This is a genomic window from Micromonospora sp. NPDC126480, assembly GCF_040302465.1.
Classification (GTDB): Bacteria; Actinomycetota; Actinomycetes; order Mycobacteriales; family Micromonosporaceae; genus Micromonospora.
The window spans coordinates 14,941-39,993 of the sequence record NZ_JBEORU010000034.1 but is presented as its reverse complement, the minus strand read 5'-3'; the positions used below and the strand labels follow the sequence as shown (position 1 = coordinate 39,993).

The 25,053-nt window shown below is 73.0% G+C and carries 24 protein-coding genes; 7 read left to right on the top strand and 17 right to left on the bottom strand.

Annotated features, from left to right (window positions below; all coding sequences use genetic code 11):
* Position 1: 1 nt before the first annotated feature.
* Both ABTW87_RS25795 and pepN read right to left on the bottom strand, forming a co-directional pair.
* Positions 2-1,030, bottom strand: a complete 1,029-nt coding sequence (locus ABTW87_RS25795; RefSeq protein ID WP_350653556.1) for an FAD-dependent oxidoreductase — start codon at positions 1,028-1,030, stop codon at positions 2-4.
* The gene (pepN, locus tag ABTW87_RS25790) at positions 1,027-3,528 is read right to left on the bottom strand and encodes an aminopeptidase N (RefSeq protein WP_350653554.1); all 2,502 of its coding nucleotides are present in this window, start codon (positions 3,526-3,528) and stop codon (positions 1,027-1,029) included. Before pepN ends, ABTW87_RS25795 begins: the two co-directional genes overlap by 4 nt.
* Positions 3,529-3,798: 270 nt before the next feature.
* Here pepN and ABTW87_RS25785 point away from each other — a divergent pair, with 270 nt between their 5' ends.
* From ABTW87_RS25785 to ABTW87_RS25770, 4 genes are read left to right on the top strand one after another with little or no spacing between them, the layout of a single operon-like run.
* Positions 3,799-5,025: a metal-dependent hydrolase family protein gene (locus ABTW87_RS25785; RefSeq protein ID WP_350653552.1), complete on the top strand. Its 1,227-nt coding sequence runs from the start codon at positions 3,799-3,801 to the stop codon at positions 5,023-5,025.
* 34 nt (positions 5,026-5,059) lie between these two features.
* A complete protein-coding gene (locus ABTW87_RS25780) occupies positions 5,060-5,413 on the top strand; it encodes an NIPSNAP family protein (protein WP_350653550.1) in 354 nt (117 codons plus the stop codon).
* 36 nt (positions 5,414-5,449) lie between these two features.
* Positions 5,450-5,842 carry an MmcQ/YjbR family DNA-binding protein gene (locus ABTW87_RS25775; protein WP_350653548.1) on the top strand — a complete coding sequence of 131 codons (393 nt, stop codon included), beginning with the start codon at positions 5,450-5,452 and terminating at the stop codon, positions 5,840-5,842.
* Positions 5,839-6,519 carry a pyridoxamine 5'-phosphate oxidase family protein gene (locus tag ABTW87_RS25770; RefSeq protein ID WP_350653547.1) on the top strand — a complete coding sequence of 227 codons (681 nt, stop codon included), beginning with the start codon at positions 5,839-5,841 and terminating at the stop codon, positions 6,517-6,519. The genes ABTW87_RS25775 and ABTW87_RS25770 overlap by 4 nt, the downstream gene beginning before the upstream one ends.
* 3 nt (positions 6,520-6,522) lie before the next feature.
* Here ABTW87_RS25770 and ABTW87_RS25765 read toward each other — a convergent pair whose 3' ends face one another.
* The 14 genes from ABTW87_RS25765 to ABTW87_RS25700 form a co-directional block, all read right to left on the bottom strand.
* Positions 6,523-7,035: a hypothetical protein gene (locus ABTW87_RS25765; protein ID WP_350653546.1), complete on the bottom strand. Its 513-nt coding sequence runs from the start codon at positions 7,033-7,035 to the stop codon at positions 6,523-6,525.
* A 42-nt stretch (positions 7,036-7,077) separates the two neighbouring features.
* Positions 7,078-7,536: a cupredoxin domain-containing protein gene (locus ABTW87_RS25760; protein WP_350653544.1), complete on the bottom strand. Its 459-nt coding sequence runs from the start codon at positions 7,534-7,536 to the stop codon at positions 7,078-7,080.
* Positions 7,533-8,789: an ATP-grasp domain-containing protein gene (locus ABTW87_RS25755; RefSeq protein WP_350653543.1), complete on the bottom strand. Its 1,257-nt coding sequence runs from the start codon at positions 8,787-8,789 to the stop codon at positions 7,533-7,535. Before ABTW87_RS25755 ends, ABTW87_RS25760 begins: the two co-directional genes overlap by 4 nt.
* A 22-nt stretch (positions 8,790-8,811) precedes the next feature.
* Positions 8,812-10,101 (bottom strand): cation:proton antiporter, encoded by a 1,290-nt coding sequence (locus ABTW87_RS25750; protein ID WP_350653542.1) that lies wholly within the window; start codon positions 10,099-10,101, stop codon positions 8,812-8,814.
* Positions 10,102-10,192: 91 nt separating this feature from the next.
* Positions 10,193-11,998: an ABC transporter substrate-binding protein gene (locus ABTW87_RS25745; protein ID WP_350653540.1), complete on the bottom strand. Its 1,806-nt coding sequence runs from the start codon at positions 11,996-11,998 to the stop codon at positions 10,193-10,195.
* A complete protein-coding gene (locus ABTW87_RS25740) occupies positions 11,995-12,378 on the bottom strand; it encodes an avidin-fold protein (protein ID WP_350653539.1) in 384 nt (127 codons plus the stop codon). The genes ABTW87_RS25745 and ABTW87_RS25740 overlap by 4 nt, the downstream gene beginning before the upstream one ends.
* Positions 12,375-13,208: a dimethylargininase gene (gene ddaH / locus ABTW87_RS25735; protein WP_350653537.1), complete on the bottom strand. Its 834-nt coding sequence runs from the start codon at positions 13,206-13,208 to the stop codon at positions 12,375-12,377. The genes ABTW87_RS25740 and ddaH overlap by 4 nt, the downstream gene beginning before the upstream one ends.
* A gap of 97 nt (positions 13,209-13,305) precedes the next feature.
* Positions 13,306-14,550, bottom strand: coding sequence for an ATP-grasp domain-containing protein (locus ABTW87_RS25730; RefSeq protein ID WP_350653536.1), 1,245 nt, complete (start codon positions 14,548-14,550; stop codon positions 13,306-13,308).
* A 30-nt stretch (positions 14,551-14,580) separates the two neighbouring features.
* Positions 14,581-16,188, bottom strand: a complete 1,608-nt coding sequence (locus ABTW87_RS25725) for a class I tRNA ligase family protein (RefSeq protein ID WP_350653534.1) — start codon at positions 16,186-16,188, stop codon at positions 14,581-14,583.
* On the bottom strand, positions 16,178-16,552 hold the full coding sequence (locus tag ABTW87_RS25720; protein ID WP_350653533.1) for a cupin domain-containing protein: 375 nt from the start codon (positions 16,550-16,552) through the stop codon (positions 16,178-16,180). Before ABTW87_RS25720 ends, ABTW87_RS25725 begins: the two co-directional genes overlap by 11 nt.
* A gap of 18 nt (positions 16,553-16,570) precedes the next feature.
* Positions 16,571-17,866 (bottom strand): lysine N(6)-hydroxylase/L-ornithine N(5)-oxygenase family protein, encoded by a 1,296-nt coding sequence (locus ABTW87_RS25715; RefSeq protein WP_350653531.1) that lies wholly within the window; start codon positions 17,864-17,866, stop codon positions 16,571-16,573.
* A 28-nt stretch (positions 17,867-17,894) separates the two neighbouring features.
* Complete coding sequence (locus ABTW87_RS25710; RefSeq protein ID WP_350653530.1) at positions 17,895-18,149, bottom strand: acyl carrier protein; 255 nt, start codon at positions 18,147-18,149, stop codon at positions 17,895-17,897.
* 5 nt (positions 18,150-18,154) lie between these two features.
* The gene (locus tag ABTW87_RS25705) at positions 18,155-20,020 is read right to left on the bottom strand and encodes an HAD-IIIC family phosphatase (RefSeq protein ID WP_350653529.1); all 1,866 of its coding nucleotides are present in this window, start codon (positions 20,018-20,020) and stop codon (positions 18,155-18,157) included.
* Positions 20,020-21,051, bottom strand: a complete 1,032-nt coding sequence (locus tag ABTW87_RS25700) for a 3-oxoacyl-[acyl-carrier-protein] synthase III C-terminal domain-containing protein (RefSeq protein ID WP_350653528.1) — start codon at positions 21,049-21,051, stop codon at positions 20,020-20,022. The genes ABTW87_RS25705 and ABTW87_RS25700 overlap by 1 nt, the downstream gene beginning before the upstream one ends.
* Before the next feature lie 291 nt (positions 21,052-21,342).
* Here ABTW87_RS25700 and ABTW87_RS25695 point away from each other — a divergent pair, with 291 nt between their 5' ends.
* The 3 genes from ABTW87_RS25695 (at position 21,343) to ABTW87_RS25685 (ending at position 23,895) form a co-directional block, all read left to right on the top strand.
* Positions 21,343-22,002 (top strand): hypothetical protein, encoded by a 660-nt coding sequence (locus ABTW87_RS25695; RefSeq protein WP_350653527.1) that lies wholly within the window; start codon positions 21,343-21,345, stop codon positions 22,000-22,002.
* Positions 21,999-22,418, top strand: a complete 420-nt coding sequence (locus tag ABTW87_RS25690) for a VOC family protein (RefSeq protein ID WP_350653526.1) — start codon at positions 21,999-22,001, stop codon at positions 22,416-22,418. Before ABTW87_RS25695 ends, ABTW87_RS25690 begins: the two co-directional genes overlap by 4 nt.
* Positions 22,419-22,512: 94 nt before the next feature.
* A complete protein-coding gene (locus ABTW87_RS25685; protein ID WP_350653525.1) occupies positions 22,513-23,895 on the top strand; it encodes a dipeptidase in 1,383 nt (460 codons plus the stop codon).
* Positions 23,896-23,950: 55 nt separating this feature from the next.
* Here the strand turns inward: ABTW87_RS25685 and ABTW87_RS25680 are convergent, their stop codons facing one another.
* Positions 23,951-25,000 carry a GlxA family transcriptional regulator gene (locus ABTW87_RS25680; protein ID WP_350653524.1) on the bottom strand — a complete coding sequence of 350 codons (1,050 nt, stop codon included), beginning with the start codon at positions 24,998-25,000 and terminating at the stop codon, positions 23,951-23,953.
* Positions 25,001-25,053: the final 53 nt, after the last annotated feature.

Below are 25,053 nucleotides of genomic sequence, written 5' to 3'. Positions count from 1 at the left end.
GTCAGCCGGGCAGGGCGAGCGCCGCGCGGTGGCTTGCCGCCAGGGCCGTCTTCGCGGCGCCGCCACTGCCGCCGGTGAACGTGAACAGCCGGCCGGTGTCGCCGGCCGGGCGCAGCCGCAGCCCGCCGTGGTCCGCGTAGCAGTCGAACGACGCGACCGTCCCGTCCGCCGCCGGTTCCACCCCGAACCGTCGCCGTACCTCCCGCACCACCTGCCCGACCAGCGGCCGGTCGGGCGTCACCGCGTCCGGTGCGACATCCCACCGGTCGCAGGGCAGGCCGAACAGGAAGGTGCCGGCGTCCGCGGGGCGACCGTACAGGCCGGTCGTCTCGTCGACGAACGCGCCGAGGCCGGGTAGCCGCAGGCGGCAACGGGTGTACTGGATCTGCTTCGTGCGCAGAGCCGGCGCCGCCAGGCCGGACGCGGCCAGCAACGCCGGCGTCCAGGCACCGGCGGCGACCACCGTGACGTCCGCGGCCGTGGTCGCCCCGTCACGGGTACGTACCGAGCCGTCCGGTGCGACCCGGCACGCCGGCACGGCGCTGATCCGCGTTCCGCCGGACGCCAGGTCCGCCAGCACCCGGTCCCGCAACCGCGCGGGGGACAGGAACCCCGCCCGCCGCTCCAGTACCGCCACCACGCCGGCGGGCAACCGCCGGACCGGGAGCGCGCGGGCGAGGGCCGCGCCCTCCCGCAGCGCCACCGAGCCCGGCAGCAGCTCCTCGGCCCACCGCAGCGCCCGGGCGTCGGCAGGGCCCGGCAGCAGGTAGGCCGAGCCGATCTCCCGGTAGTCGCTCCAGCGGCGCAGCACCGGACTCGCGACCAGCTCGGCCATGCTCCGCGCGGCGGCCTCGGCCTCGTCCGGTCCGGCTTCGAAGGCGCGGACCAGTCCGCCGGACGCCCCGGTGGCGTCCGGCCGCGACGGACCGGTGACCAGGGTGAGCCGCGCCCCGGGCCGTAGGTGGCACAGCCGCCAGGCCAGCAGGGCCCCCGCGAGACCGGCGCCGACGACCGTGATCCGCATCGTCACCGTCCCCAGATCGCGGCCGCGCCGGCGCTGACCGCGCGTGCCTGGACCGCCCGGCGCAGGTCGTCGGTGAAGTCCACCACCCGCCGCCGCAGCGGCACCGGAAGCTCCCCGTGCGCCAGCAGCTTCTCCGCGGCGGCCAGCGTCGGAGCGCTGGCGGCGTAACGCGGGTAGAGGAAGCGCAGCAGCAGGTCCAGCACGAGGTCGCCGCGCAGCCGGGCGAGCGCCGGCGCCTCGGCGAAGAACCGGGCCACGTACGGAGCGGTCAGCTCGTCCTGCTCGGGCTGCCAGAAGCCCTCGGCCAGCGCCCACAGCCGGTAGCTGGACACCGAGGTGTCCCGGGTGATCGTCTCCCAGGCCGCCGCCTTCGCCGCCGCGTCGGGCCGGGCGGCGTGGCAGCGGGCGGCAGCGGCGGCGCTGTCACCGCCAGGGTCGGCGGCCAGCGCGCGGTCGATGCCCTCGGCGTCCAGCGCGCCGAGCACGGCCAGCCGGTGACGGATCCGCCACGCCAGCTCCGCCTCGACCACGAGGCCGGCGGGCGTGCCGGAGCCGGCCAGCCAACCGCTCAGCTCCGCCGCGTCGTCGCTGAAGTCGACGAGCGCCCGGAACAGGGTCACCTGCCGTTCGTCGCCGGGCGCGAGTGCGGCCAGGCGGCGGCGCAGCGCCGCCGCGACCGTCCGCATGGCCGCCGCCCGCCGGGTCGGGTGCAGGAACCGGTCCGCGACGTCGTTGCGCGCCTGCTCCAGCACCTCGGCGAGGATCGACAGCTCCGTCTCGACCGCCACCATCCGGGTCACCAGATCGAGGTGGGCGTCGGCCGGGAACGCGCCGTCGGCGACCGCGAGGAGCAGATTGCACCAGACCATCGCCCGGTTGATCGGGTCCAGCGTCGGCAGGACCGTGGGCAGCGCGGCCAGCGAGACCGGGTCGAACCGGATCTTGGCGTAGGTGAGGTCGCCGTCGTTGAGCAGCACGAACCGCGGCGCGGGCGCCCCGGCCAGCTCCGGAATCTCGGTGCGCGCGCCGTCGACCTGCGCGCGCACCCGGCGTACGCCGTCGCCGTCGTACAGGCCGATGTCGACGGTGTGCGGACGCAGCACCGGGTGACTGTCCGGCGCGGTCTGCCGGACCGCCGCCCGGACGATCCGACCGTCGGCCACCTCGATCTCCGAGTGCAGGGTGGTGACGTTCGCGGTGCGGAACCAGCGCCGCGCCCAGTCGTCGAGGTCCCTGCCGGTCGCCGCGGTCAGGGCCGAGAGGAAGTCCGCGAAGGTGGCTGTGCCGTGGGCGTGCCGGGCGAAGTACAACCGCAGCCCGGCCCGCAGGGCGTCGTCGCCGAGCCAGGTGGCCAGCTGGCGGATGACCGAGTGCCCCTTGAAGTAGGAGATCCGGTCGAGGTCCAGCAGGGCGCTCTGCACGTCCGCGCCGTCGATCGCCACCGGGTGGGTGGAGGGGCGCTGGTCGGCGACGTACGCCTGCCCCTTGCGCCGGGCGGCGAAGGTGGTCGGCGGCCCCGGGAAGCGGGTGGCCTCGCTGGTGATCCGGTGGGCCATGTAGTCGGCGAAGGCCTGGCCGAGCCACAGGTCGTCCCACCAGCCGCTGGTGACCAGGCCGGCCATCCACATCAGCGAGATGCCGTGCGCCAGGACGACGGCGCGGGTCTCCCGCTCGCTGTCGGTGGCGGTGGACCGGAACAGGTACTGCTCGCGCAGCAGGATGCAGCTCGGGTGGTCCAGTGACAGGACGCTGAACTCCGGTGCGAAGACCTGGTCGAGCTTGTCGTAGGGGTAGGGGACACCGAACAGGTCGCGGTAGGCGTCCAGGCACTGCCGGGTGATCTCGAAGAGTTCGTCGACGTCGCCCTTGAGGGCGTCGCCGAGCGAGTCACGGCAGTGCAGGCCCAGGCGTACGCCGTCGTGCTCGGCGTGGAAGGAACGGTAGGGGCCGGCGAGCACGGTGGTGAGGTAGCTCGCCTGCGGAGCGCTCTCGGCCAGCACCCACTGCTGCGGCCCGGTCCGGGTGGCCGGGCTGGTGCCGAGCACCTGCCAGTCGGCCGGGGTGCGCAGCCCGAAGGTGTACGGCGCCTTGAGATCCGGCTGGTCGAAGCAGGCGAACACCCGCGGCGCGTTGTCGACGTAGACGAACGCGTAGACGTACACCTGCCCGTCCGCCGGGTCGACGTACCGGTGCAGGCCCTCGCACTCGCGGGAGTACGCCATGTCCGCGTCGACGTCGAGCACGTTCTCCCCGGGACGGGGTTGGACCGGCAGGCGGCCGTCGTGCAGGGCCCCGGTGTCCACCGGCACGCCGTTGAGCCGTACCGCGTGCACCCGGTGCGGCTTGAGGTCCACGAAGGTCGGTAGGCCGGTGGAGTCGAAGGCGATCCGCGTCCGGGAGCGGAAGGTCTCGTCGTCGCCGGTCAGATCCAGCTCGACGTGGTACGACCGGACACGCAGGCTGCTGCTGCGCGCGGCGGCCTCGACGCGGGTCAAACTCGGCATCCCTGCCTCCTCGATAAAGGGGGTACGTCGGTCGAATCTTTCCGCTGCCCGGAAGGCCTGGCAATTGGCGTAGGATTTACGCCAGCCATTGACGGGATACGTCCCCGGCTGCAGGAAAGTGCTGGTGGAGCCCGCTTGAGAGCTGACAAGTGGGTGCCGGGGCGGGCCGGCGGGCGCGGGGCGGTAAACGTCGTTTGTAGGCGGTCAGCATTACATGGAAATGCGCGCCGGGGAGTATCGGCCGGGACGTCGTTGCGATTCCATGGAGAGATGATTGAGCGCATTGAGGCAGATCAGTTGATTCCCGGGCGGGGCGACCCGGTCGCCGATGCCGTGGTCGTCCTCGACGACGCGACGATCCGGTACGCCGGCCCGGCGGCGGGCGCACCCGACGTGCCGGAGGCGCGGCACAGCCGGGCGCACACCGTGATGCCCGGGCTGTGGGACGCGCACGTTCACTTCATGGGACTACGCTCCGCCGACGTCGGGATGCTGCCGCAGGAGCCGGTTGCCCTGCGTGCCGCCCGGACGGTCACCGACCTGCGGGCCGCGCTCGACGCCGGCGTCACCTCGGTCCGCGAGGTGGGCGGGCTGGGCCTCGACCTGGCCCGCGCCATCGAGGAGGGCACCGTCGTCGGCCCGTCGGTGTACGCCGCCGGCTGCGCCCTGTCCACCACCGGCGGCCACGGCGACCTGCACAGCTACCCGCTGGCCTGGATGAAGGACTTCGCCCGGCACGGCGGCGAGCTGCGGCTGGCCGACGGCGTGGCCGAGTGCGTGCGCGCGGTGCGCGAGCAGCTGCGCCGCAACGCCAAAGTGATCAAGGTCTACGCCTCCGGCGGCGTCCTGTCCGAGGTCGACCACCCCATCCACCAGCAGTTCACCGACGCGGAGCTGCGCGCGATCGTCGAGGTCGCCGGCCTCGCGGACCGGGTCGTCGCGGCGCACTGTCACGGCAAGCCCGGCATGATGGCCGCGATCGAGGCCGGCGTGCGCACCATCGAGCACGGCACCTTCCTCGACGAGGAGGTGGCGGCGGCGATGCGGGAGACGGGGGCGATCCTCGTCACCACCCGCACGATCATGCAGGAGCTGATCGACAGCCGCGCGGTGCCCCCGTACGCCCTGCGCAAGCTGGAGGCGATCGTGGACCGGCACGCCGAGGCGATCGCGATCGCCCAGGAGAACGGCGTCCGGATCGCCGCCGGCACCGACGTCGCCCTCACCGGCGCCGACCTGCCCGACTCGTGGGGCCGCAACGGCCGCGAGCTGCCGCTGCTGGCGGAGATCGGGTTCTCCCCGCTCGAGGCGATCGAGGCGGCCACGGCCGCGGCCCCGGCCACCCTCGGCCCGCAGGCGCCCCGCTCGGGTCAACTCGTCGAGGGCTACGACGCCGATGTCATCACCCTCGACGCCGACCCGCTTGCCGACATCGGCGTGCTGGCCAAGCCGGAGCACATCACCGGTGTCTGGAAGGCCGGACGCCGCGTCAAGTGACCGACGCCCGCCCACGTTCCACCGAAGGGAGTCCATGACCATGACCGACCGCAAACTGCTGGAGATCCGGCTGTTCCGCGTGCAGCCCGGTACGCGGGACGAGTTCGACCGGATCAGCCGCGAGGGCACGGTGCCGATGATGCGCCGGTACGGGTTCACCGTGCTCGCCTGCGGCCCGCTCGTCGACGACGAGGACGGCTACTACCTGGTCCGGGTCTTCGACTCGGTCCAGCAGCGACTGGAACTGTCCCAGCGGTTGTACGCGAGCCAGGAATGGCTCGACAACTACGAGCAGCCGGTGACGGCGATGATCGTCGACTATCGAAACGCGCTGCTGCCGGCGCACGACGCGGTGACCGCTCTGGTTCCGGGCGGCGCGGTAGGCTGAGCGGGTCGTGGGAGCCGACGGGGAAGGCCGTGGTCGATGGTCACCGCTGACGACGTGCGCGCTCTGGCGTTGGCGTTGCCGCGTACGCACGAGGCGCTCGTGCGGGACCGGGTCAAGTTCAAGGTCGGCCGGATCGTCTACCTGTCGATCGCACCGGACGAGACGACCATGGGGTTCGCCTTCCCCAAGGCGGAACGGGCCGCGTTGATCGAGGCCCAGCCGGACAGGTTCTTCATGCCGGTGCGCTCCGACGAACGGTACAACTGGGCCCAGGTGCGGCTCGCCGCACTGGAGCCCGACGAGCTCGACGAGTTGGTCCTCGACGCCTGGTGCATGGCGGTGCCCCGGGGGGTGGCGGCGGCCGAGCTGAGCCGGCGAGGGCTGGCGGCGCCCGACCGCCCGGCACCCGGCCGGAAGGGCGTCCGGTGAGCGACCCGGCCCGGCCGCCGCTGTCCGGCACGCCCCGGACCCGCCTGCGGCGCGGCCGGGAGAAGGGGCGGAGCCGGCGGGAGGACCTGCTCGACGTTCTCGCCGCCGGTTTCGTGTGCCATCTCGGGGTGGTCGTGGAGGGCGCACCGATGGTGGTTCCCACCGTCTACGGGTACGACGACACAAGCCTCTACCTGCACGGGTCGGTCGCCAGCCGGTCGCTGGCCGGTCCACCGGAGACGGTCTGCGTCACCGTCACGGTGCTCGACGGCATCGTCCTCGCCCGCTCGGTCTTCGAGCACTCCGTCAACTACCGCAGCGCGGTGATCTACGGCCGGCCGCGCGACGTCACGGACATCGGCGAGAAGATCGCGGCGCTACGGCTGCTGACCGAGCACGTCGCACCGGGGCAGTGGGACTACGCCCGGCAGCCCGATCGCCGGGAGCTGGCGGCCACCCGCCTGTGGGCGCTGTCCCTGGACGAGGCCTCGGTGAAGGTTCGCAGCGGCCCGCCGGACGACGCGGACAGCGCGGACGCCGTGCCCGGCCGGTGGGCCGGGGAGCTGCCGGTGCTCACCCGGTTCGGGGCGCCGGTGCCCGACCCGGCGCTGCCGGCCGGTACGCCGGTGCCCCCGCACGTCGCTCGCCGCGAGAGCACCCGGCCGGGGCGGGCCTGACGGTCAGACCGGCCCGGTGAGCTGGTCGGTGAGGTAGGCGAGCTTGGCGGCGTCGTCGCGTACCGAGCCGAGAAACACGTCCCATGCCTCGACCTCGTGCCGCACCACCCCCAGCTCCCACACGCAGCCGACCTCCACGTGCCCGGTGGAGCCGTGCCGGCGGAACGTCCCGCCGGCGGCCGGGTCGGCGACGTACACCGACTCCCACAGTTCGTTCGCGTGCCGCCAGGTGCAGACGTCCAGGTAGTACACGTCGCCGTCGCACCGGTGCAGGATGGCGAACCCGAGCGCCCCGGAGAGGTCCAGCCCGCCCTCGGCGGCCTGCCGCCGGATGAAGTCGCGGGCGGCCGCGCGCACGGTGACCGGGACGCTCTCCCCGGCACCGTGCACGTCGTACCACTTCAGGCAGGCGTCGTCGAGCAACAGGGGCGGCCCCGGCTCGGCCCGCTTCGGCCGGTGACGGTAGTCGGCGGGCACCCCGCCCAGGGCCGGAAGTCGGGAGGCCAGCTCAGTCACGCTTATCGATCCTACTGCAGCCCGCCGGTGTCCGTGTCGTGGTCACCGCCGGGTCAACTCCATCACCCAGTTCGTCTCCCACCGACGGCCACCGTCGACTGAGAACGCCTGCCGCCAGCGGGCCGAGCCGGCCGTGATCCGGTCCCAGACGAAGCGGACCCGGACCGGCACGCCGGCCTCGGTGTCGTCACCGAAGAACCGGCCCACTCCGTCGGTGAACGCGCCCACCACGGGCGGGAACAGCACCCCGCTGGCGTCGGTCGTCCAGTGCAGTCGCCACTGCCGGCGCTCGGGATCGAACAGCCGCAGCGTCAGCCCGCGGACCCCGAGCGTCGGGAAGGCGATCTCGTCGACGTTTGCGGCTCCGCCGAACAGCGGCCGGCAGGCGGCGCTCGCCGCGAACTCGTCCCAGTCCGCGCTGCCGACCAGGCGGCGCCGCAGCCGGCGGTTGTGCACGTGCCAGTCGCCGAAGAGAAAGTCGAAGTCCCCGGTCCCGGTCATCGGCGGATTCCGCCTTCGGCGTAGTGCACGGCCTTGGCCGCCGTCTCCAGGGCGGCCCGGCACTCCTGCACGGTGTCGGCCACCGCGGTGACGTACGCGATCCGGCCCCACACCGTGCCCTTCGGCGGTGGCGAGACCACCTGGCCGGGTTCCACAAGGGTCACCGCCCGGTCCACCGCCTCCGGCAGGTGCGCGCGGTCGATCGTCACCGACCCGATCGTGGTGTCGTCGGTGTCGACGTAGAAGAAGCTCACCCCGGCCACCCGCCGCCGGTCGGGCGTGGTCCCGGGTGGAGCGCCGCACGCGGCCGCGGCCGCGATCAGGCCCGGGTCCAGGCCGGTCGCCAGCATCCCGAGGTACGGGATCATGTCGCCGCCCAGCCGCCCGTTGACCTCGATCAGGCGGGGGCCGTCCTCGCACAGCATGTACTCCGTGTGCGTGCAGCCGTCCCGGAAACCAAGGCCGGCATGCGTGCGCTGGAGCAGATCGCGGAACGCGTCGTCGTGCAGCAACGGGTCGGCCGCGTCCACCAGATGGCCCACCTCCTCGGCGTACGGCGGGTAGCCCACGATCTTGCGGGCGACGAACAGTGGAACCACCCGACCGTCGGTCACCACCGCGTCGACGCTGATCTCCTCCCCGGTGACGCACTCCTCGACCAGGACCGGCGCGTCAGTGCTGTAGTGGACCGGGTCCGGCGCGGTGGTGTCCCGGGTGAACGGGAAGTACCGGCGCAGCCCGTCGGGGTCCTCGACCCGGACCACGCCGAGGCTGGCGCCGAGCCCGCGGGGCTTGAGGACGACCGGGTACCCGATCATGTCGGCCGCCACGAGCGCCTCCCGCTCGGTGCGCACCGGCACCGAGCGCGGCTGCGGCACGCCGGCCGCGTCGAGCGCCTCCCGGGTCTGTGCCTTGTCCCGCAGCCGCCAGACCACCATCGGGTCACCGTTGCGGCAGCCCAGCTCCTCGGCGACGTAGGAGGTGGCGTGGATGCGCCCCTCGTCCCAGCAGAGCACACCGGCGAACGGCGTCTGCGCGTGCAGCCGCCGGGCGGCTGTCGCCATCGCGAGGCCGTCGATTGTGGAGTCGAGGACGGTCCAGCCGTCGAGGTGGGGACGTTCCCAGGTGGGCTCGGCGGTGTGGAAGAGGTGGACCCGGTACCGGGTGGCGATCGAGGAGAGCAGGTACTCCCGGTACGGCTGCATGCCGCTGGCCACCAGCAGCAGCCGCGGACGGTCGTCGGTCGTGTGCATTGTCACTCCTGACGGGCGAGGATCAGCGAAGGACTTCGGCGCGGCGGCGCTCCGCCGTCGTGGTGGGCAGGCGGGCGGCGGCGTACCGCAGGCAGGGCGGTGCCATCACCGAGGTGACGATGGCGACCAGGACGATGACGGTGAACATGGCGGTGTCGAGCACACCGAGGCGCAGGCCGACCATGGCGACGATGACCTCGATGACGCCCCGCGCGTTGAGACCGGCGCCGAGGGCCAGCCCTTCCCAGTGGCCCAGCCGGGCGATCCGGGCGCCGGCGTAGGCGCCGCCGAACTTGCCCACGATGGCCACGGCGAGCACCAGCAGGGCGACGCCGAGAACGGCGGGCCGAGCCAGCGCGGTCAGATCGATCCGGAGCCCGACGGTGGCGAAGAACAGCGGTGCCAGCACGCTCAGCACGAACGCCCGTAGCGGTGCCAGCGCGGACCGGTCGAGGTCCCGGCAACTGCCGATGACCAGGCCCGCGACGAAGGCGCCGAAGACCGGCTCGATGTGCAGGGCATGGGTGGCCGCGGCGAACAGCAGGACAAGCACCACGACCGTGGCGGCGAGCGGGCCCGGCTCCCCGGCGCGCTGCGTCCGCCGCAGCACCGCGTTGATGACCGGTCGACACAGCACGGCGGCGAGCACGACCAGGGCGACGCTCGTGGCCGCGAGAGCCACGTCACCGCCGCCCAGGCTGCCCACCGCGAGCGCCGAGGCGACGGAGAGCAGCAGCCAGCCCACCACGTCGTCCACGATGGCCGCGCTCATGATGAGGTGGCCGATGTCGCGGTGCAGGAGCCGCATCTCCCACAGCGTCTTGGCGATCACCGGGATGGCGCTCACGCACATCGCCACCCCGAGGAAGAGCGCGAACACCGGCCGCTCGACGCCGGCGGGCCGCAGGCCGTCCGGCAGGGCGAGCCCCAGCCCGACGCCGAGCGCGAGCGGGACGACGAGGCCGCCGGTGCTGACCCACGCGGCGCCGGTGCCGCCGCGGCGCAACTGGCCGACGTCCAGGTACATTCCGGTGACGCCGACCAGCAGCAGGACACCGAGCTGGCCCACCGCGTCCAGCAGGTGCAACTGCTCGGCCTGCGGAGGCAGCAGCCACCCGGAGAAGGCCGGCGCGGCGGCGCCCAGCACGGACGGGCCGAGCAGGACTCCGGCCGCCAGCTCGCCGACCAGCGCCGGCATGCCGAGCCGGACGGCGACGCGGCCGAGCAGGATCGCCACCCCCAGCAGCAGGCCCACCTGGAGCAGGAAGAGCAGGAGTTGATGGGTGCCGAGCGGTGCCACCGGTGTGACCACCAGGAATCCTTTCGGTCGGGACCGCGGGAGGCGGCCGGAGGAGGCCGCGGTGGCGCAATGCCACCGCGGCGGGTGCGACGTCCACCGGTGGTCAGTGGTCGACGTAGTACCAGTTCTCCGGATTGATCATTCCGAACGGGTTGATCGGCTCGAATCCCCGCAGGTCGCTGGAGACCTCGAACAGGCGGATGGGGAAGTTCGGGGTGAAGATGACCGGGACCTGCTCGGCGATGTGGTCCTGGTACTCGTACAGCGCCTCGAGGTCGTCACTGGTCACCGTGCGCTCGATGAGCGCGTCGGTCACCGGGTCGCTCCAGTGGCCGAAGTTCCCGCCGGCGTCGGTGCCGAAGAGGATCTCGCCGGTCGGGTGGTGGTACGCCCAACCGCCGTTCCAGCAGCACATCTCCCACAAGCAGGGGTTGTCCGGCCCCGGTACGCAGGGGGCGTCCTCGGCGACCAGGATCGAGCCGTACACCTCCTCCAGGCGGATCTCGATACCGGCGGTCGCGGCGTCCCGCTGGAACTTCGTCATCAGGCGGGTCAGCGCCGGCCGGCCCTCCACGTACCGCAGCAGCACGCTGAGCCGGGTGCCGGCGGGGATGCCGGCGCCGGCCTCACCGGGGCCGGTTCCCGGCCGGACGCACACCGCCGGGGTGGTGCTGGTGTCCCAGCCGTTCTCCGCCAGCAGGCGGCGGGCCCGCTCCGGGTCGAAGGGCAGCGGCCACGCGCCGGCACGCTGCCGCGGCGAGACCAGGTCGGTCGCCGGCACCATCGGAACCGGTCCGTTCTGGCGGTACGCGTATCCGTGGTAGATGTCGCGGACCGCGGAGTCCTGATCCAGCGTGCACTGCAGTGCCTGGCGGAAGTAGGTCTGGGCGAAGATCCGCCCGGCGACGGTCGGGTTGTTGTAGTTGAGGCAGAAGTACCGGATGCAGAAGGCGACCTGGGGCACCAGGCGGTAGTCCGGGGCGAGCGGGTTGGCCCCGCCGCGGGTGGGGTCGTCGGTCGGTTCGGTGGTGAAGCTCAACGGCAGGTAGCCGACCTGGATGGCGTCCGGGCCGCGCGGGCCGGCCTGCAGCATCCGGTACTCCTCGTCGTCGGACGTCGTCGGGACCTGTCGGAACTCGTCCAGGTACGGCTTGTTGGGCCCGGAGTAGTGCTGGTTCGGCACGAACGTGACGATCCCGTCGAGGGTGTAGCTCTTCAGCCGCCACGGACCGCTGACGACGCTCCAGATCGGGCTGTCCGCCCAGCGCGTGCGGTGCTCGTTGGTCTCCGCCACGATGTCGCCCTGCTCGGCCATCAGGTAGTCGTAGACCGCGGGCACGTCGGCCAGGTCACCGGAGGCGTTGGCCGGCCCGTCGGCGGTGCGGTCCCACGCCCTCGGCAGCGGGGTGATGGTGCTGAGCTGGTTCATCAGCACCCACTTGCGGGAGTACGGCTTGTCGAACGTGAACCAGACGGTGTCCTCCCCGTCCTTGCCGTAGCCGGTGCAGTTGTCGGGGAAGTAGCCCGGTACGTACTCGCCGTACCGGTCGCCCTTGACCTTCATCAGGTTCACCCAGAACAGCACGTTGTCCGCGCACAGCGTCTCGCCGTTGGACCACTTCCACGGCTTGACCCGGATGCGGACGGTCAGCCCGTCCTCGCTCCACTGCGGCGGCTCGCCGATGCTCTGCTCGTAGTCCACGTCCGGCGAACCCTTGCTGCCGAAGTAGTACAGCGGGCGGTACATCAGCATCTGGAACTCGTAGATGTTGCGGGTGCCCATCCGTTCGGCGGGCGTGAAGGGGAAGATCACGGCCGGCGGGAATCCGGGCGCGCAGGCCCAGGTCACCGTGCCGCCCCGGCGCGGGCGTTCGCCCGCGTCGGTGAGGACGGGCAGGGACGAGGTCATCGGTGTGCTCCTCGGGTCGTGAGGGAGGGGTCGGCCGCGGGGATCTCCTCGATCCGAGAGACGCCGCTGTCGGCGTGCGCTCCGAACCGCTGCCACACCTCGTGCAGCAGGATGCGGCCGTCGGGCAGGATCTCCGGGGTGCTGTGACACTGGCCGGAGACGATCCGGCCGTCGTCCAGGACCATGCAGTAGGCGAAGTCGAGGGAACCGTCCGGCCGGCAGCGCCCGGCGAGCGTGCCGCGGCGGGCGTGACCGCCGGTGAACTCGCCCCAGAGCAGGTCGTCGTCCTGGTAGTAGTGGGCGACCCGGGTGTGTTCGCCGGTGCCGTCGGCCACCGGCCGGAACCGCCGACCGTGGTAGCTGATCGGGCGAGCGCTCACCGGTCCCGCACCTCCAGCGTGCAGCACTTGGCGCCGCCGCCGGACTTGAGCAGCTCCGACAGGTCGACGCCGATGGGCACGTAGCCGCGGCGGGCCAGCCGGTCGGCGAGCCCGACCGCCTGCGCGGACAGCACCACGTGGCGGCCGTCGGAGACGGCGTTGAGGCCGAAGACGAGCGCGTCCTCCTCGGTGGCGGTGACCGCGTCCGGGTAGAGCTCGGCCAGGAGTTCGCGACTGCGCCCGGAGAACGCCTCCGGGTAGTACATGATCTCGTCGTCGGTGAGCACCGCCAGCGCGGTGTCCAGGTGGTAGAAGCGGGGGTCGACGAGTTCCAGGCCCACCACCGGGCGGCCCAGCACCCGTTCCGCCTCGGCGTGCGCCGCGGGGGCGGTGCGGAATCCGCTGCCGGCCAGGATCCGCGTGCCGGTGACCAGGTAGTCGCCCTCGCCCTCGTTGACGTGTGCCGCCTCGTGCACCTGGTAACCGCGGTCCCGGAACCAGGACGCGTACGCGGGGGCCTCGGCGGCGCGTTGCGGGTGCCGGAACCGGGCCGCGAGCACCCGGCCGTCGACGACGGTGGCGCCGTTGGCGGCGAAGACCATGTCCGGCAACCCCGGTTCGGGGTCGATCAGGTCCACCCGGTGGCCGAGGCCGACGAGCAGGCTGCGCAGCCGCTCCCACTGGGCGACCGCCAGCGCGGCGTCGGTGGGTTTCTCCGGCTCCATCCACGGGTTGATCGAGTACGTCACGTCGAAGTGGGTCGGCGGGCACATCAGGTACCGGCGTGGCCGGAAACCCTGGGCCGGAGCCGGGACGGTGGGTGCGGACATGGGCGCTCCTTGACGGTGTGGACGAGGGGTCAGCTCCGGCTCCGGCGGGGAGCCGGAACCGGAGCCGGCTGCGGACCCGGCGGACGGCGCCGCGGAGTCAGCGGGCGAACTGGACGTCGATCCGGGAGGCGAAGTCGTTCATGGTGGACATGGCCTCCTCCTCGGAGCTGCCGGTGGTGCCGAGGAAGCCGAGGATGGTGTTGCCGTTGGGCGGCCGGCGGATCAGGTCTCCCGGCCTCGCCGTGATCTTCAACAGGAAGACCTTGTCGGATCCGCTGACCTCCGGCGGCACGTCCACCCGCTCGACGACGCCCTCGTCGCAGATGAGGCACATCGCGGCGATGTGGGTGCCGGTCGGCCGGTAGTGCCGCACCACCGGCTTGACGCCGCGTCCCACGTCGACGACCGCACGGATGGGGTCGTACCCGGCGGTCAACCGGGCGATCAGGTCCAGCCCGCCGCCGCCCACCCGGGCGGCGATCTCCAGCAGGTGCGGCTCGCCGTTGTGGAACCGCACCTCGGCGTGCATGACGCTGCGGTGCAGGCCCTGGGCCCGGGCGGCGTCGGCCACCACCCGGTGCACCTTCGCCAGGTCCTCCGGGGGCAGGGACGTGGGCGCGTGGTGGACGTCGTCGTCGAACGTGCTCCCCTCGACGGTGACCCGGTCGACGACCGAGCCGAGGTACAGCTCGTCGTCCCAGGCCAGCGCCTCGATCAGGTACTCACGTCCGGCCAGGAACGACTCGACGAGCAGGCCCTGCGGGCCGAGGTCGATCCCGTCGGCCTCGGAGGTCGCCCAGAACATGTCGCGGATCCCCGCGGCGGCCTGCGCGTACCGCCGCGCCATCTCGCCGGGATCGTCGATCCGGAAGACGAAGTGGCTGCCGGCGCCCATCGTCGGCTTCAGGATCACCGGGTAGCCGAACGCGGCGCCGGCCGCGAGCGCCTCGTCGACCGACTCGACCAGGCGATACCCGGGAACGGGCACCCCGGCCTGCCGGTAAGCCTCCCGCATCAGGTACTTGTTGCGGCTGCGGACCGCCGCGTCGACCGGGATGCCGGGCAGGCCGAGGGCCTCGGCGACCGCGGCGACCGTGATGACGGCCGACTCGGAGAACGTGATCACGCCGTCGAAGTGCTCCTCGGCGTGCCACTGGCGGGCCTGCGCGATGATGTCGTCGATCTTCTTCGAGCCGACCAGGCGGTACCGCTCCGGCGGCCAGAAGTCGGGGGTGCCCTCGCCGTTGAGCACGTACAGGTCGACACCGAACGCCTCGACCTGTCGGTAGCGGGAGATGTAGTAGGACAGGTACTGCTGGGTCTCGATGGTGAGCAGTTTCATCAGGCTCTCCGGGTCAGGGTGGGGTACGGGTCACGACACCGGCAGGCGTCGGTCGCGCCGGGCGCCGACTCCGGCCAGCGGCGGCAGGCGCAGCGCCGCGACGGTCTCCGGTGCGGCGGCGGGATCCGGACCGCCCCACCCGTCGCCGTGGGCGATCGCGGCGGTGTCGATCAGCAACGGGGCCGCGCCGGCGATCAGAGCGCGGACCTGTACCACGAGGTCGCCGACGCCGGCGGTGCCGGCCAGCGACTCCGCCTCGGCGGCGAGCCGCCCGACCTGCGTGCCGAGCGTGTCCGCGAGCTGCCCGAGGCTGAACGCCGGCAGCTCGTACCAGGTGCGGAAACGGTCGGCGATCGTGGTGGCACGGCGCCGGCCCTCCGCGCTGGCGGGCAGCCGGTCCGGTACGCCCGCGGCGTCGAGCACCCCGTCGAGGGCGCGGGACAGCCGGTTCCACGGGTCGACCAGCCGGTTCTGCACGATCGACGGCAGCGCCGCCCGGTCGAACGTGGTGCGCTGGTACTCGGGGGCGGTCAGCGCCAGGTAGAAGCGCAGCAGATCCCGAGGCACGTCGGCGAGCACCTCGTGCCCCCGTACCAGGTGGTTGCGGCTGGTGGAGAACTTCGCGCCGGCCAGCTCGTAGAACTCGTTGCAGACGTTCGCCGAGGGCAGCACGTAGCGGTCGCCGTGCGCCATCAGCATCACCAGGTCGACCAGGCCCCAGTGGTACACGTTGTCGTAGCCGTGGAAGTAGACGAGCTCGGTGTCCGTCGCGGCCCGCCAGTGGGCGTCGACCTCGTCCGCCGCGGCGGTGCTCCGCGACCGGGACCACCAGGTGCTGTAGATCGAGGCGGGCATCGCCTCGATCCACGGGTAGAGGATCTGCCCCGGCGTCTCCGGGAACGGCGCCGGGATCCCCCAGGTTCCCGGCACCGTCACCGGGATGTCCGAGAGCGGTCCGGCGAGCAGTTCCGCGATGAGCTGCCGGGCGTGCGGACGCCACCCGGGCGTGTGCCGTGCGTAGTACTCGGTGAGCCGGTCCCGGTAGCCCTCCGTGGGCAGGACGAGGATCTCGACCTCCCGCGGCTCCACCGGATCGTCCGGGTCGAGGCTGTACCGGACGTCCAGCAGCTCGTCGAAGGTGTTCGGGTGCCCGCACGCCTCGCAGGCCCCGCCGGAGCTCTCCGACAGGCAGGTCGGGCAGGTACCCGAGAGCAGGCCGTCGTAGAGGTGGACGCCGGCGTTGCGGGCGTACGGCAGCCGGACCCGGCGCCGCCGCAGCCGGCCGGCGGCGTGCAGCGCGGAGACGAAATCGACGACCGTCCGCCGGTAGGTGTCGCCGATCGGCGGCAGCCCGCCGGTGGAGATCCCGAGCGCGTCCAGCGACCGCGCTATCGCCGCGGTGGAGGTGGCGGCGAGGTGCTGCGGCGGCACGCCCTGCCGCCGCGCGGTGGCCAGCACGTAGCTCTGGCTGTCGTCGGTGCAGGTCGTGTAGACGACCGGCCGGCCGGTGGAGCGCAGGTGCCGGGCGTACACGTCGGCGGCCAGGTACGGCCCGGCGAGGTGGCCCAGGTGCAGGTCGCCGTTGGGGGTCGGGGTCGCGGCGACGATGACGGCCGGGCGCCGCGGGTCAGCCGGCACGGCCGTCCTCCTCGTGCCGTGCCGAGAACCGCTCGGCGAGGTCCGCGTCCCACCACACGGCGTACATCTGGAACTCCGTTCCGGACGTGTTGACGACCTGGTGGCGGCTGCCCGGCGGCAGGTAGACGACGTCGCCGGCGGCGAACGGCTTGCGGACACCGTCGCTGATGATCTCGGCGCGGCCGGTCATCGCGATCCAGATCTCGTACTCGTGATGGCCGTGCTCGCCCGAGGAGACGCCGGGCGGGACGACACACCAGGACCCCTCGAACGGGGCGTTGACCACCGGCCACGGCATCAGCCGCTGGGCCCGCAGGTTGTTGTCGAGCTTCAGGTTGGCGCGGTCGAGGGAGCGAATGTCCATCGGGATCCTCCGCAGGGGTCAGCGCGCGGCGAGCGCGGCCGGTCGCTCGGCGGTGGTGCCGAGCAGGTGGGTGAGCAGATCGGTGACGATCTCCTCGCTGCGCGCCGCGAGGACGCTGAGCAGCGAGTCGGCGATGCCGTGCGTGCCTTCGTTGACGCCCTGCAGGTAGCAGGCGGCGTTGACGTGCGGCGGGAGGTTCATCCGGTAGTCCCGGTTGACCGTCACCTCGCCGACGTCGACCGACGCCGCGAGGTCCTGGACGAAGCGCGGCATGCCGCGGACGAACCCGGTGCCGAGCATGACGATGTCGCAGCGCAGCTCGCTGCTGTCCCCGGTGCGCCGGTCGGCCAGGGTCAGCACGATCTCGTCACCGTCCATCGTCGCCTCGGCGACCTCGGACATCGTGACCATCCGGATACGCTGCCGGTCGGTCAGCCGCTGCAGGTAGATCTCCCGGTAGAGCATGTCCAGCGTGGCCGGCGCGAGACCGGAGTAGTTGGTCCGGTGCATCTCCCGCAGCAGCTGGTCCCGGGCCTCCGGGCGGGCGGCGTGGAACTTGTCCACGAACGACGGGTAGAACAGCTCGTTCGTGAACTTGCTGCTCTCGTAGCAGTTGAGCCCGATGGAGCGCATCACCATCGTGCAGGTGGCCCGCGGGAAGCGCTCGTGCGTCGCCCACAGCATCTCCGCGGCGCTCTGCGCCCCACCGACCACCACGATCCGGTGCGCCGCCGAAGGATCGAGGTCCTCGACCCGCCAGGAGTACTCGGTGCTGTGGATGACCCGCTCCCGGGCCAGGCCGGCGAACTCCGCCGGGATGTGCGCGTCCCGGCCCGCGCCGAGCACCAGCGCCCGGCAGACGACGCGGCTGCCGTCGGCGAACGACACCGACCAGCGGTCCACCGCACCCTGCTCGTCGCGCAGCGGCTCGACCCCCACGCACCGGCGGCCGTAGTCGATCCGGACCTGCCGCAGGTGCTCGGCCACCCAGGCGAGGTAGTGCGAGATCTCCAGCCGGTACGGCGTGAAGCTGCCGAGGTTGATGAAGTCGTCGAGCCGGTGCACGGCGTGCAGGTAGTTGACGAACGAGTACTCGCTGCGCGGGTTGCGCAGGGTCACCAGGTCCTTGAGGAACGAGACCTGGCTCTGCGTCCAGGGCAGCAGCATCCCGCGCTGCCAGACCACGCTGTCGTACTGCTCGACGACGAGCGTGTCGGCGGCGACCTCGGGCGCGAGTTCCTCCAGGGCGACGGCCAGGGCCAGGTTGGCCGGGCCGGCGCCGACGGCCAGCAGGGTCACTTCGTCGGATTGCACGAAACCTCCAGGTGGGAGAGCTGTTCGGTCACCGCGTCGGGGCCGGACGGGACTGCGCCACGAGATCGACCATGTCGTCGACCGTCCGCGCCGCGTGGAACGACCTGAGATCGAGAGTCACCGCGAATTCGGACTCCAGTTGTGCCAGCGCTTCCAGGGACGCGAGGCTGTCCCATTCATGGGCGGCGAGAATCGGATTCTCGTCCAGTGCGCCGACCGGTTCGTCGAGCACCTCAGCGACAATTCGGCGTACTCCGTCGGCGATTTCTTCCCGTTCGTTCACGGCAGCTACTGCTCCTTCGTGGTGATCCAGTCGGGGGTGGGGTCCTCGGTGCCGTCCAGGTCGAGGCGGAACCGTTCCCCGGTGACCGCGGCGAACCCGGACGTGGTCCAGAAATCGCGGGCGGCGCCGTTCTTCGTCGTCGGCACGTAGCGCCCCTCGACCGCCCGCGCGCCCGCCGCGCGGGCCTGCCGGACCAGCCAGCCGGCGATCGCCAGCTCGACGCCCCGGCCCAGCACCCGGCAGCTGAGGACGAGGTTGAGCACCTCCCACGTCGGGTCTCCACGGCGCACCCACAGCGCGCCGACGATGCCCTCGTCGCCGAAGCGGTCGACGACGGAGCAGGACGCGACCAGGTGGCCGTCGTCGGCGGCCATCGCCGACGTCTCGGCCTGGTCGAACCGGACGCCGGTCAGGTTGAACTGGTTGGTGCGGGCGGCCAGCTGCGCGATCCGGGCCACCGTGTACCGGTTGGCCGGCTCGACGGTGAGCTGGATGTCGAGGGCCCGCAGGTAGGCGTGCGACGAGTCGAAACCGGCGGAGAAGGTGCTGCGGTCCGCGCGTCCCCGGTACATCTGCGGGCGGCGGCGGTCGGTTTCGGTCAGCTCCAGCGTGTCGAACCATCCCGGCTCGAGCAGGGTGCGGACCAGCCGGGCCGGGTCGCCGTCGGCGGGCAGGACCGCCACCTCCGGCAGCGCACCGGCCACCTGGCCGCGCTCGAACGGCGAGTCGTCCAGGAACACCACCGAGCCGGTGGACAGCCCCAGGTGCGTGGCCGCCTCCCGGAGGTTCTCCGCCTTCGACGACCAGTTGACCGCCGTGTAGGAGAACGCGTCCGGCCGCAGCAGCACCTCCGGGTGCCCGGTCAGCGCGTCGGTCACCGTGGCCGCGTCGTTCTTGCTTGTCAGCACCAGGATCACGCCCTGCTCCCGGAGGCGTTGCGCCGCCAGTTGCAACTGCCGGTAGGCGTTGCCCGGGTAGAGCCCGCCGAGGGCGATCCCCTCGACGCCGACCTCGCCGAGCACCCCGCCCCACAGCGTGTTGTCCAGGTCCAGCGCCAGCACCTTGCGGGACAGCCCCGCCCGGGCCTGGGCGGCGCGCCGCACTTCGTGCGCCAGGCGGGCCAGCGCGGCGTCGGTGTACGGCAGGTCGCCGTACCGGTGCAGCCGGTCGTCGCGGACCGCGGACGGGGTGTCCGCCAGCGCGCCGACCAGGTCCACCGTGAGCACCTGCGGGTGCTTGTGGGACAGCTCCAGCAGGGTCGCGTTCAGCCGGTGCCACAGGGCGGTCACCGCGGCCCGGTCCCGCCACGCGAGGAACGTGTCGCGTACCTCGGCCGGCAGCGGCACCGTGTGCAGCACCAGCGACGCCGTCGTGCCGGCGGCCCCGGACGACACCGCGGCGCAGAAGTCCGCCAGCCGCCGCTGCACCTGCCCGGTGAAGTCGTCGACGTCGGCGGCGGACCACCGGTCCGGCAGGAACACCGACTCGTCGAGCAGCAGCACCACCAGCTCCGGGTCGCCCACGCCGAACTCGCCGGTGGCCAGGGCCAGGTCGAACGATCCGTAGTCGGCCACCCGCAGCGCCGGGGCGAGGCCGGCGGCGACCAGGCTCGCCCGCAGCAGGTCGGTGAACGGCCCCACGGTGAACGGGGCGAGCACACCGACCCGGATCGGGCGCAGCTCGTCACCGGTCAGTCCCGGCCGGTCGAGCAACCGGCCCACCCGGCGCAGCAGCACCGGGTCGCGTTCCCGCACCAGCCGGGCGCGTACGCGGGGGTCCGGGTACCGGCCGGCGCGTACCGCCTCGCGGACCCCGGACCACAGGTCCAGCTCGTCGGCCGCCAGCGCGACGGCCTGCTCCGCGGCGGTCATCAGATCCGCACCAGCGTGCAGTACCAGCGCATCCCGATCGAGATGCCGGCCAGCGCCACGACGTCGCCGTCGGCGAGGTCGGCGCGTTCCAGGTGCTGGCCGAGGCTGACGAGCTGGTCGGCGGCGCCCATGTGGCCGTGCGCCACGGCGAGCGGCGCGTTGGTGCGCTCGCGCGGGAGGCCGAAGGGCGCGGCGATGTCGTCGATCGCCTCCGGGCTGTCGTTGATGTAGATGACGTGGGCCACCTCGTCGCGGCCGATGCCGGCGCGCCGGCACGCCCCCTCGATCACGTCCACCACGCGGGCGTTGAGAACGTCGACGAACTCCCGCAGCCGCCGGGGGTCCTTGGCGAAGTGCGCCTGCACCCGCTCGTGCCCGGCCGGCGCGGTCCGGCTGGTCCAGCCGGGCGGGGGCACCGGGGCCACCGCGCCGCCGTAGTCGGTACGGAACCAGTCGCACAGGTCGGGGTCGGTGAACTGGTCGGTGGCCAGCCAGCGGTTGCGCGGGTGACCGCGGCGCAGCACCGCGGCGACCGCGCCGTCGCTGTGCACCGCGTTGTTGACCTTCATCCGGTTGCGGTGGAACTCGCTGACCCGGTTGACGGCGACGAACAGCACCGTGTCGAGTTCCGGCTGGACGGCCATCAGGCCGGCGACGACGCCGAGCCCGGTGACGCCCGACGCGCACCCCTCGTTGAGCAGCAGGGTCTGCGCCCGGGCCCGGCCGAGCTTGCGGGCCAGCGCCGCCGAGGAGTCCCAGTGCGGGTACTCCGGCATCTCGGAGGTGGCCAGCACGATCAGGTCCACGTCGTCGGCGGCGAGGTCGACCTCGGCGAGGGCCTTGCGGGCGGCGTCGGCGGCGAGGTCCGTCGCGGTGACCCCCTCCGGGGCCCGGTGGAAGGTGTGGTAGCCCCACCGGAGCACCCGCTCGGGGTCGTCGACGTAGTCACCGGCGACCCGGGCCACCTCCTGGTCGTCGCCGAACGCGTACCCGAAGCCCTGAATTCCGAACTGGACTGGATTCGGACTCATCTCGTTCCTTCCGGATGTCGTCCGGCGACGGATAACGCCGGAGGGACCCAGGTCTACCGGTGGCGATCGAGGACACACAACGGAGCGGCGTCGAATTCAGCCGGATCCGCACGGGCATTCCCCCTCATCGTTCAAAGCGCGGTACGGCGCGCCGGGCGCCGCATTGTTCGTTGTCCGGAACGGCCCGCTCCGGGCGTAAGCGGAAGCGGTATTCCGCGGCGCGGAAAATCAACCGCAGCGCTACGGCCACAACCTCGACCCGAAAAGCCGGCGTCCCTAGACTCGACATCCATGCATGTCATCGCGCCCACAGTGAAGGAACTCCGCGCGGCGGTGGACCGCTTCGTCGGCGACGCCGGCCCGGACCGGTCCTGGCTGCGCCTGCAGGAGCAGACGGCTCCGGCGATCGACCTGGCGGTGCCCGGACACCGCCGCGCGACGCTTGTGTGGTTGAACGCCTGGGGCTGCCGGCTGCGCTACCCGCGCCCGGGGGAGGAGGACCCGTACGACAGCGGCCTCGCCGGATGGTGGGGCCGGTGGGGCGACCGGCTGCCACCCGCCGGCACCACGCTGGTGGCCCTGCCGGAGGAGAGCATCCCGGCCCTGGGCGCGGCGTTCGCGGACCTGGCGGGAATCCGGGTGGGCGCCGGACCGCGCGGCCGGTCGCTCGGCCCGACCGCCGCCAGCAAGCTCCTGTACGCGCTGCGCCCGGCCGCGCTGCCGCCGTGGGACGAGGCGATCGCCCGGATCCTGCACGGCCGCCGGGACGGCGACGGTTACGCCGCGCACCTGCGGCTCGGGCGTGAGTGGGCGGCCCGGCTGCTGGCGGAGGCCGGCGACGAGCGGGCGCTCGCCGACACGCTCGGACGCCCCGAGCGGTCGCTTGTGAAGATGCTTGACGACTACTGGTACCTGACCTGCACCCGGGGCGTCGGATCGGCGTCGTCATGATCATCGGAATCGACCACGTCGGTCTCGCCACCGACGATCCCGCCGCCCTCGCCCGCCCCCTGGCCGCCCTCGGGCTGTCCCGCACCGACGCCGGTGCCGCCCCCGACTACCAGGTCAGCTGCGAGTTCTGGGGCGACCCGCGGCAGCCCGGCCAGCCGGCCGTCGAACTCGTCGCACCGGCCGCACCGGACTCCGCCGTGACCCGGCACCTGGCCAGCCGCGGGCCGGGCCTCTACCACATCGCCTTCCGCGTCGACGACCTCGACGCCGAGGTGACCCGACTGCGCCACGAGGGGTTCGTCCCCGTCGACGACCGGCCCCACCCGGGCGCCCGCCCCGGCATGCGGGTGCAGTTCCTCTACCTGCGCCGACCCGGTGGCCTGCTGGTCGAGCTCGTGGAGTACGCCGCCGGCTGACCCGGGCAGCCGTCCAAGCCGCGCACCATCCGCCGCACCCGGCGACGCCAGCCGTCGCCGGGACGCCCGGTCCTGCAACCAGAAAGGACACACCATGCCCTCGCCCGCCGCGCCGCACCCGAGCCCCGCCACCCTGCCCACCGACGAGCAACTGCGCGCGGCCGTCGCCCGCGAGATCCCCGGCGCGCGCGCCGACCTGGAACGGCTCGTCCGGATCCCCGGCGTCGCCTACGACGGCTTCGACCACCAGCACCTCGAACACTCCGCCACCGCCGTCGCCGACCTGCTGCGCGGCTGCGGGCTCACCGCCGAGGTGGTCCGGGCGGGCGGGCAGCCCGCCGTCATCGGCCACCGCGCCGGCCCGCCCGGGGCCCCCACCGTCCTGCTCTACGCCCACCACGACGTCCAGCCCGCCGGCGACCCGCGGCTGTGGGACAGCGACCCGTTCGAGCCGGTCGAACGCGACGGGCGGCTCTACGGCCGCGGGGCCGCCGACGACAAGGCCGGCCTGATGGCGCACGTCGCGGCGCTGCGCGCCTTCGGCCCCGACCTGCCGGTGTCGGTGGTCGTCTTCGTCGAGGGCGAGGAGGAGTACGGCTCGGCGTCCCTGCCCGACCTCGTCGCCGGTCACCGGGAACGGCTGAACGCCGACGTCATCGTGATCGCCGACTCCGGCAACTGGGACGTCGGCGTACCCGCGCTCACCACATCGCTGCGCGGGGTGATGAACTGCTTCGTACGCGTACGGGTGCTGCGCCAGGCGGTGCACTCGGGGATGTTCGGCGGGCCGGTGCCGGACGCCCTGACCGTCCTCTCCCGACTGCTGGGCACTCTGCACGACGCCGCCGGCGACCCCGCCGTGGCCGGTCTGGCCGCCGGCTCCGCCGCCCCGCTGGACCTGCCCGAGGAGCGGCTACGGGCGGAGGCCGGGGTCCTCGACGGCGTACGGCTGATCGGCACCGGCCGCCTCGTCGACCGCATCTGGACCCGCCCCGCGATCAACGTGCTCGGCGTCGACGCGCCCACCACCCGGGAGGCCGCCAACGCCCTGGTGCCCGAGGCCACCGCGAAACTGAGCGTCCGCCTCGCGCCCGGTGACGACCCGCGGCGGGCGTACGAGGCGCTCTGCGCGCACCTGCGCGCCCACGTGGACTGGGGGGCCGAGGTGAGCTTCCGGTACGAGGGCGGCGGCGCTCCCTGCCGGATCGACGCCTCCGGCCCCCGGCACGACGCCGCCCGGGCCGCGTTCCGCGCCGCCTGGGACGGCACCGAGCCGGTCGACATCGGCGTCGGCGGTTCGATCCCGTTCATCGCCACCTTCCAGGAGGCGTTCCCGGACGCCGCCATCCTCGTCACCGGCGTCGAGGACCCTCACACGAACGCGCACGGACCCAACGAGAGCCTGCACCTGGGCGAGTTCGCCCGGGTGTGCCTGGCCGAGGCGCTGCTGCTGCGCAACGTCGCCGCGCTCTGCTGACCGGGTCTCCACCACGGCGCCGCCCCCGACCGGGGGCGGCGCCGTCGTGCGCGCGTCAGCCGGCGCGGCCGGACGGCGCGACCGCCATCGCCGGGTGGTCCGCCGCGTCCAGCGGGACGGGCCGGACGGCGGGCTGCGCCGCGGCGGCGGCCCGGTACCGGAACACGTGCCGGTAGGTCTGCGGGGTCACCCCGCTGACCCGGCCGAAGTGCTGGCGCAGGTTCGCGCCGGTGCCGAAGCCGGTGCGGTGGGCGATCCGCTCCACCGGGTCGTCCGTGGTCTCCAGCAGCTCCTGCGCCAGACGGACCCGCTGCTCCAGCAACCACTGCAGGGGGGTCGTCCCGAGCGTCTCGCGGAACCGCCGGGCGAAGGTCCGCGGGCTCATGTTCGCCTCGCGGGCCAGGTCGTTGACGGTCAGCGGCCGGTCGAGCCGGCCACGGGCCCACTCCAGCACCGGACCGAGGTCGTTGGGGGACACCCCCCGCACCGGGGGCGGCGGGTACTGGGTGTGCTCACCGGCCCGGTGGGGCGGCACGACCATCCGGCGGGCGACCTCGTGGGCGATCGCCGTGCCGTGGTCCCGTTTCACCAGGTGCAGGCACAGGTCGATCGCGGCCGCCGTGCCGGCGGAGGTGAGGATGTCGCCCTCGTCCACGTAGAGCACCCGCGGGTCGAGGTCGACCAACGGGAACCGGGCCGCGAAGTCCTGCGCGTTCATCCAGTGGGTCGTCGCCCGGCGGCCGTCGAGCAGCCCGGCCGCCGCCATCACGTACGCGCCGGTGCAGATGCCCACGATCCGCTTTCCCCGGGCGTGCGCCACCCGGAGCGCCTCGACGAGGGCCGCGGGCGGGTCGACCTGCGTCGCCCGCGCGCACGCCGGCACCAGGACGGTGTCCGCCTCGACGAGATCGTCCAGGCCGTACGACGGGTTGAGCCAGCTCCCTCCGGTGGCGCGCAGGGGGCCCGGCTCGGCCGCGCACAGGCGCATCTCGTACCACGGGTCGGCGATGTCCCGGCGGTCGGTGCCGAACACCTCCTGGGGCACCGCCAGCTCGAAGATCGGCAGGTTCTCGGTAACCGCCACCGCGACGACGTGCTCACCCATGGCAGAAATCTACCGCACCCCGGCACGAATCAATCTGTTTCACCTGGCCGAAT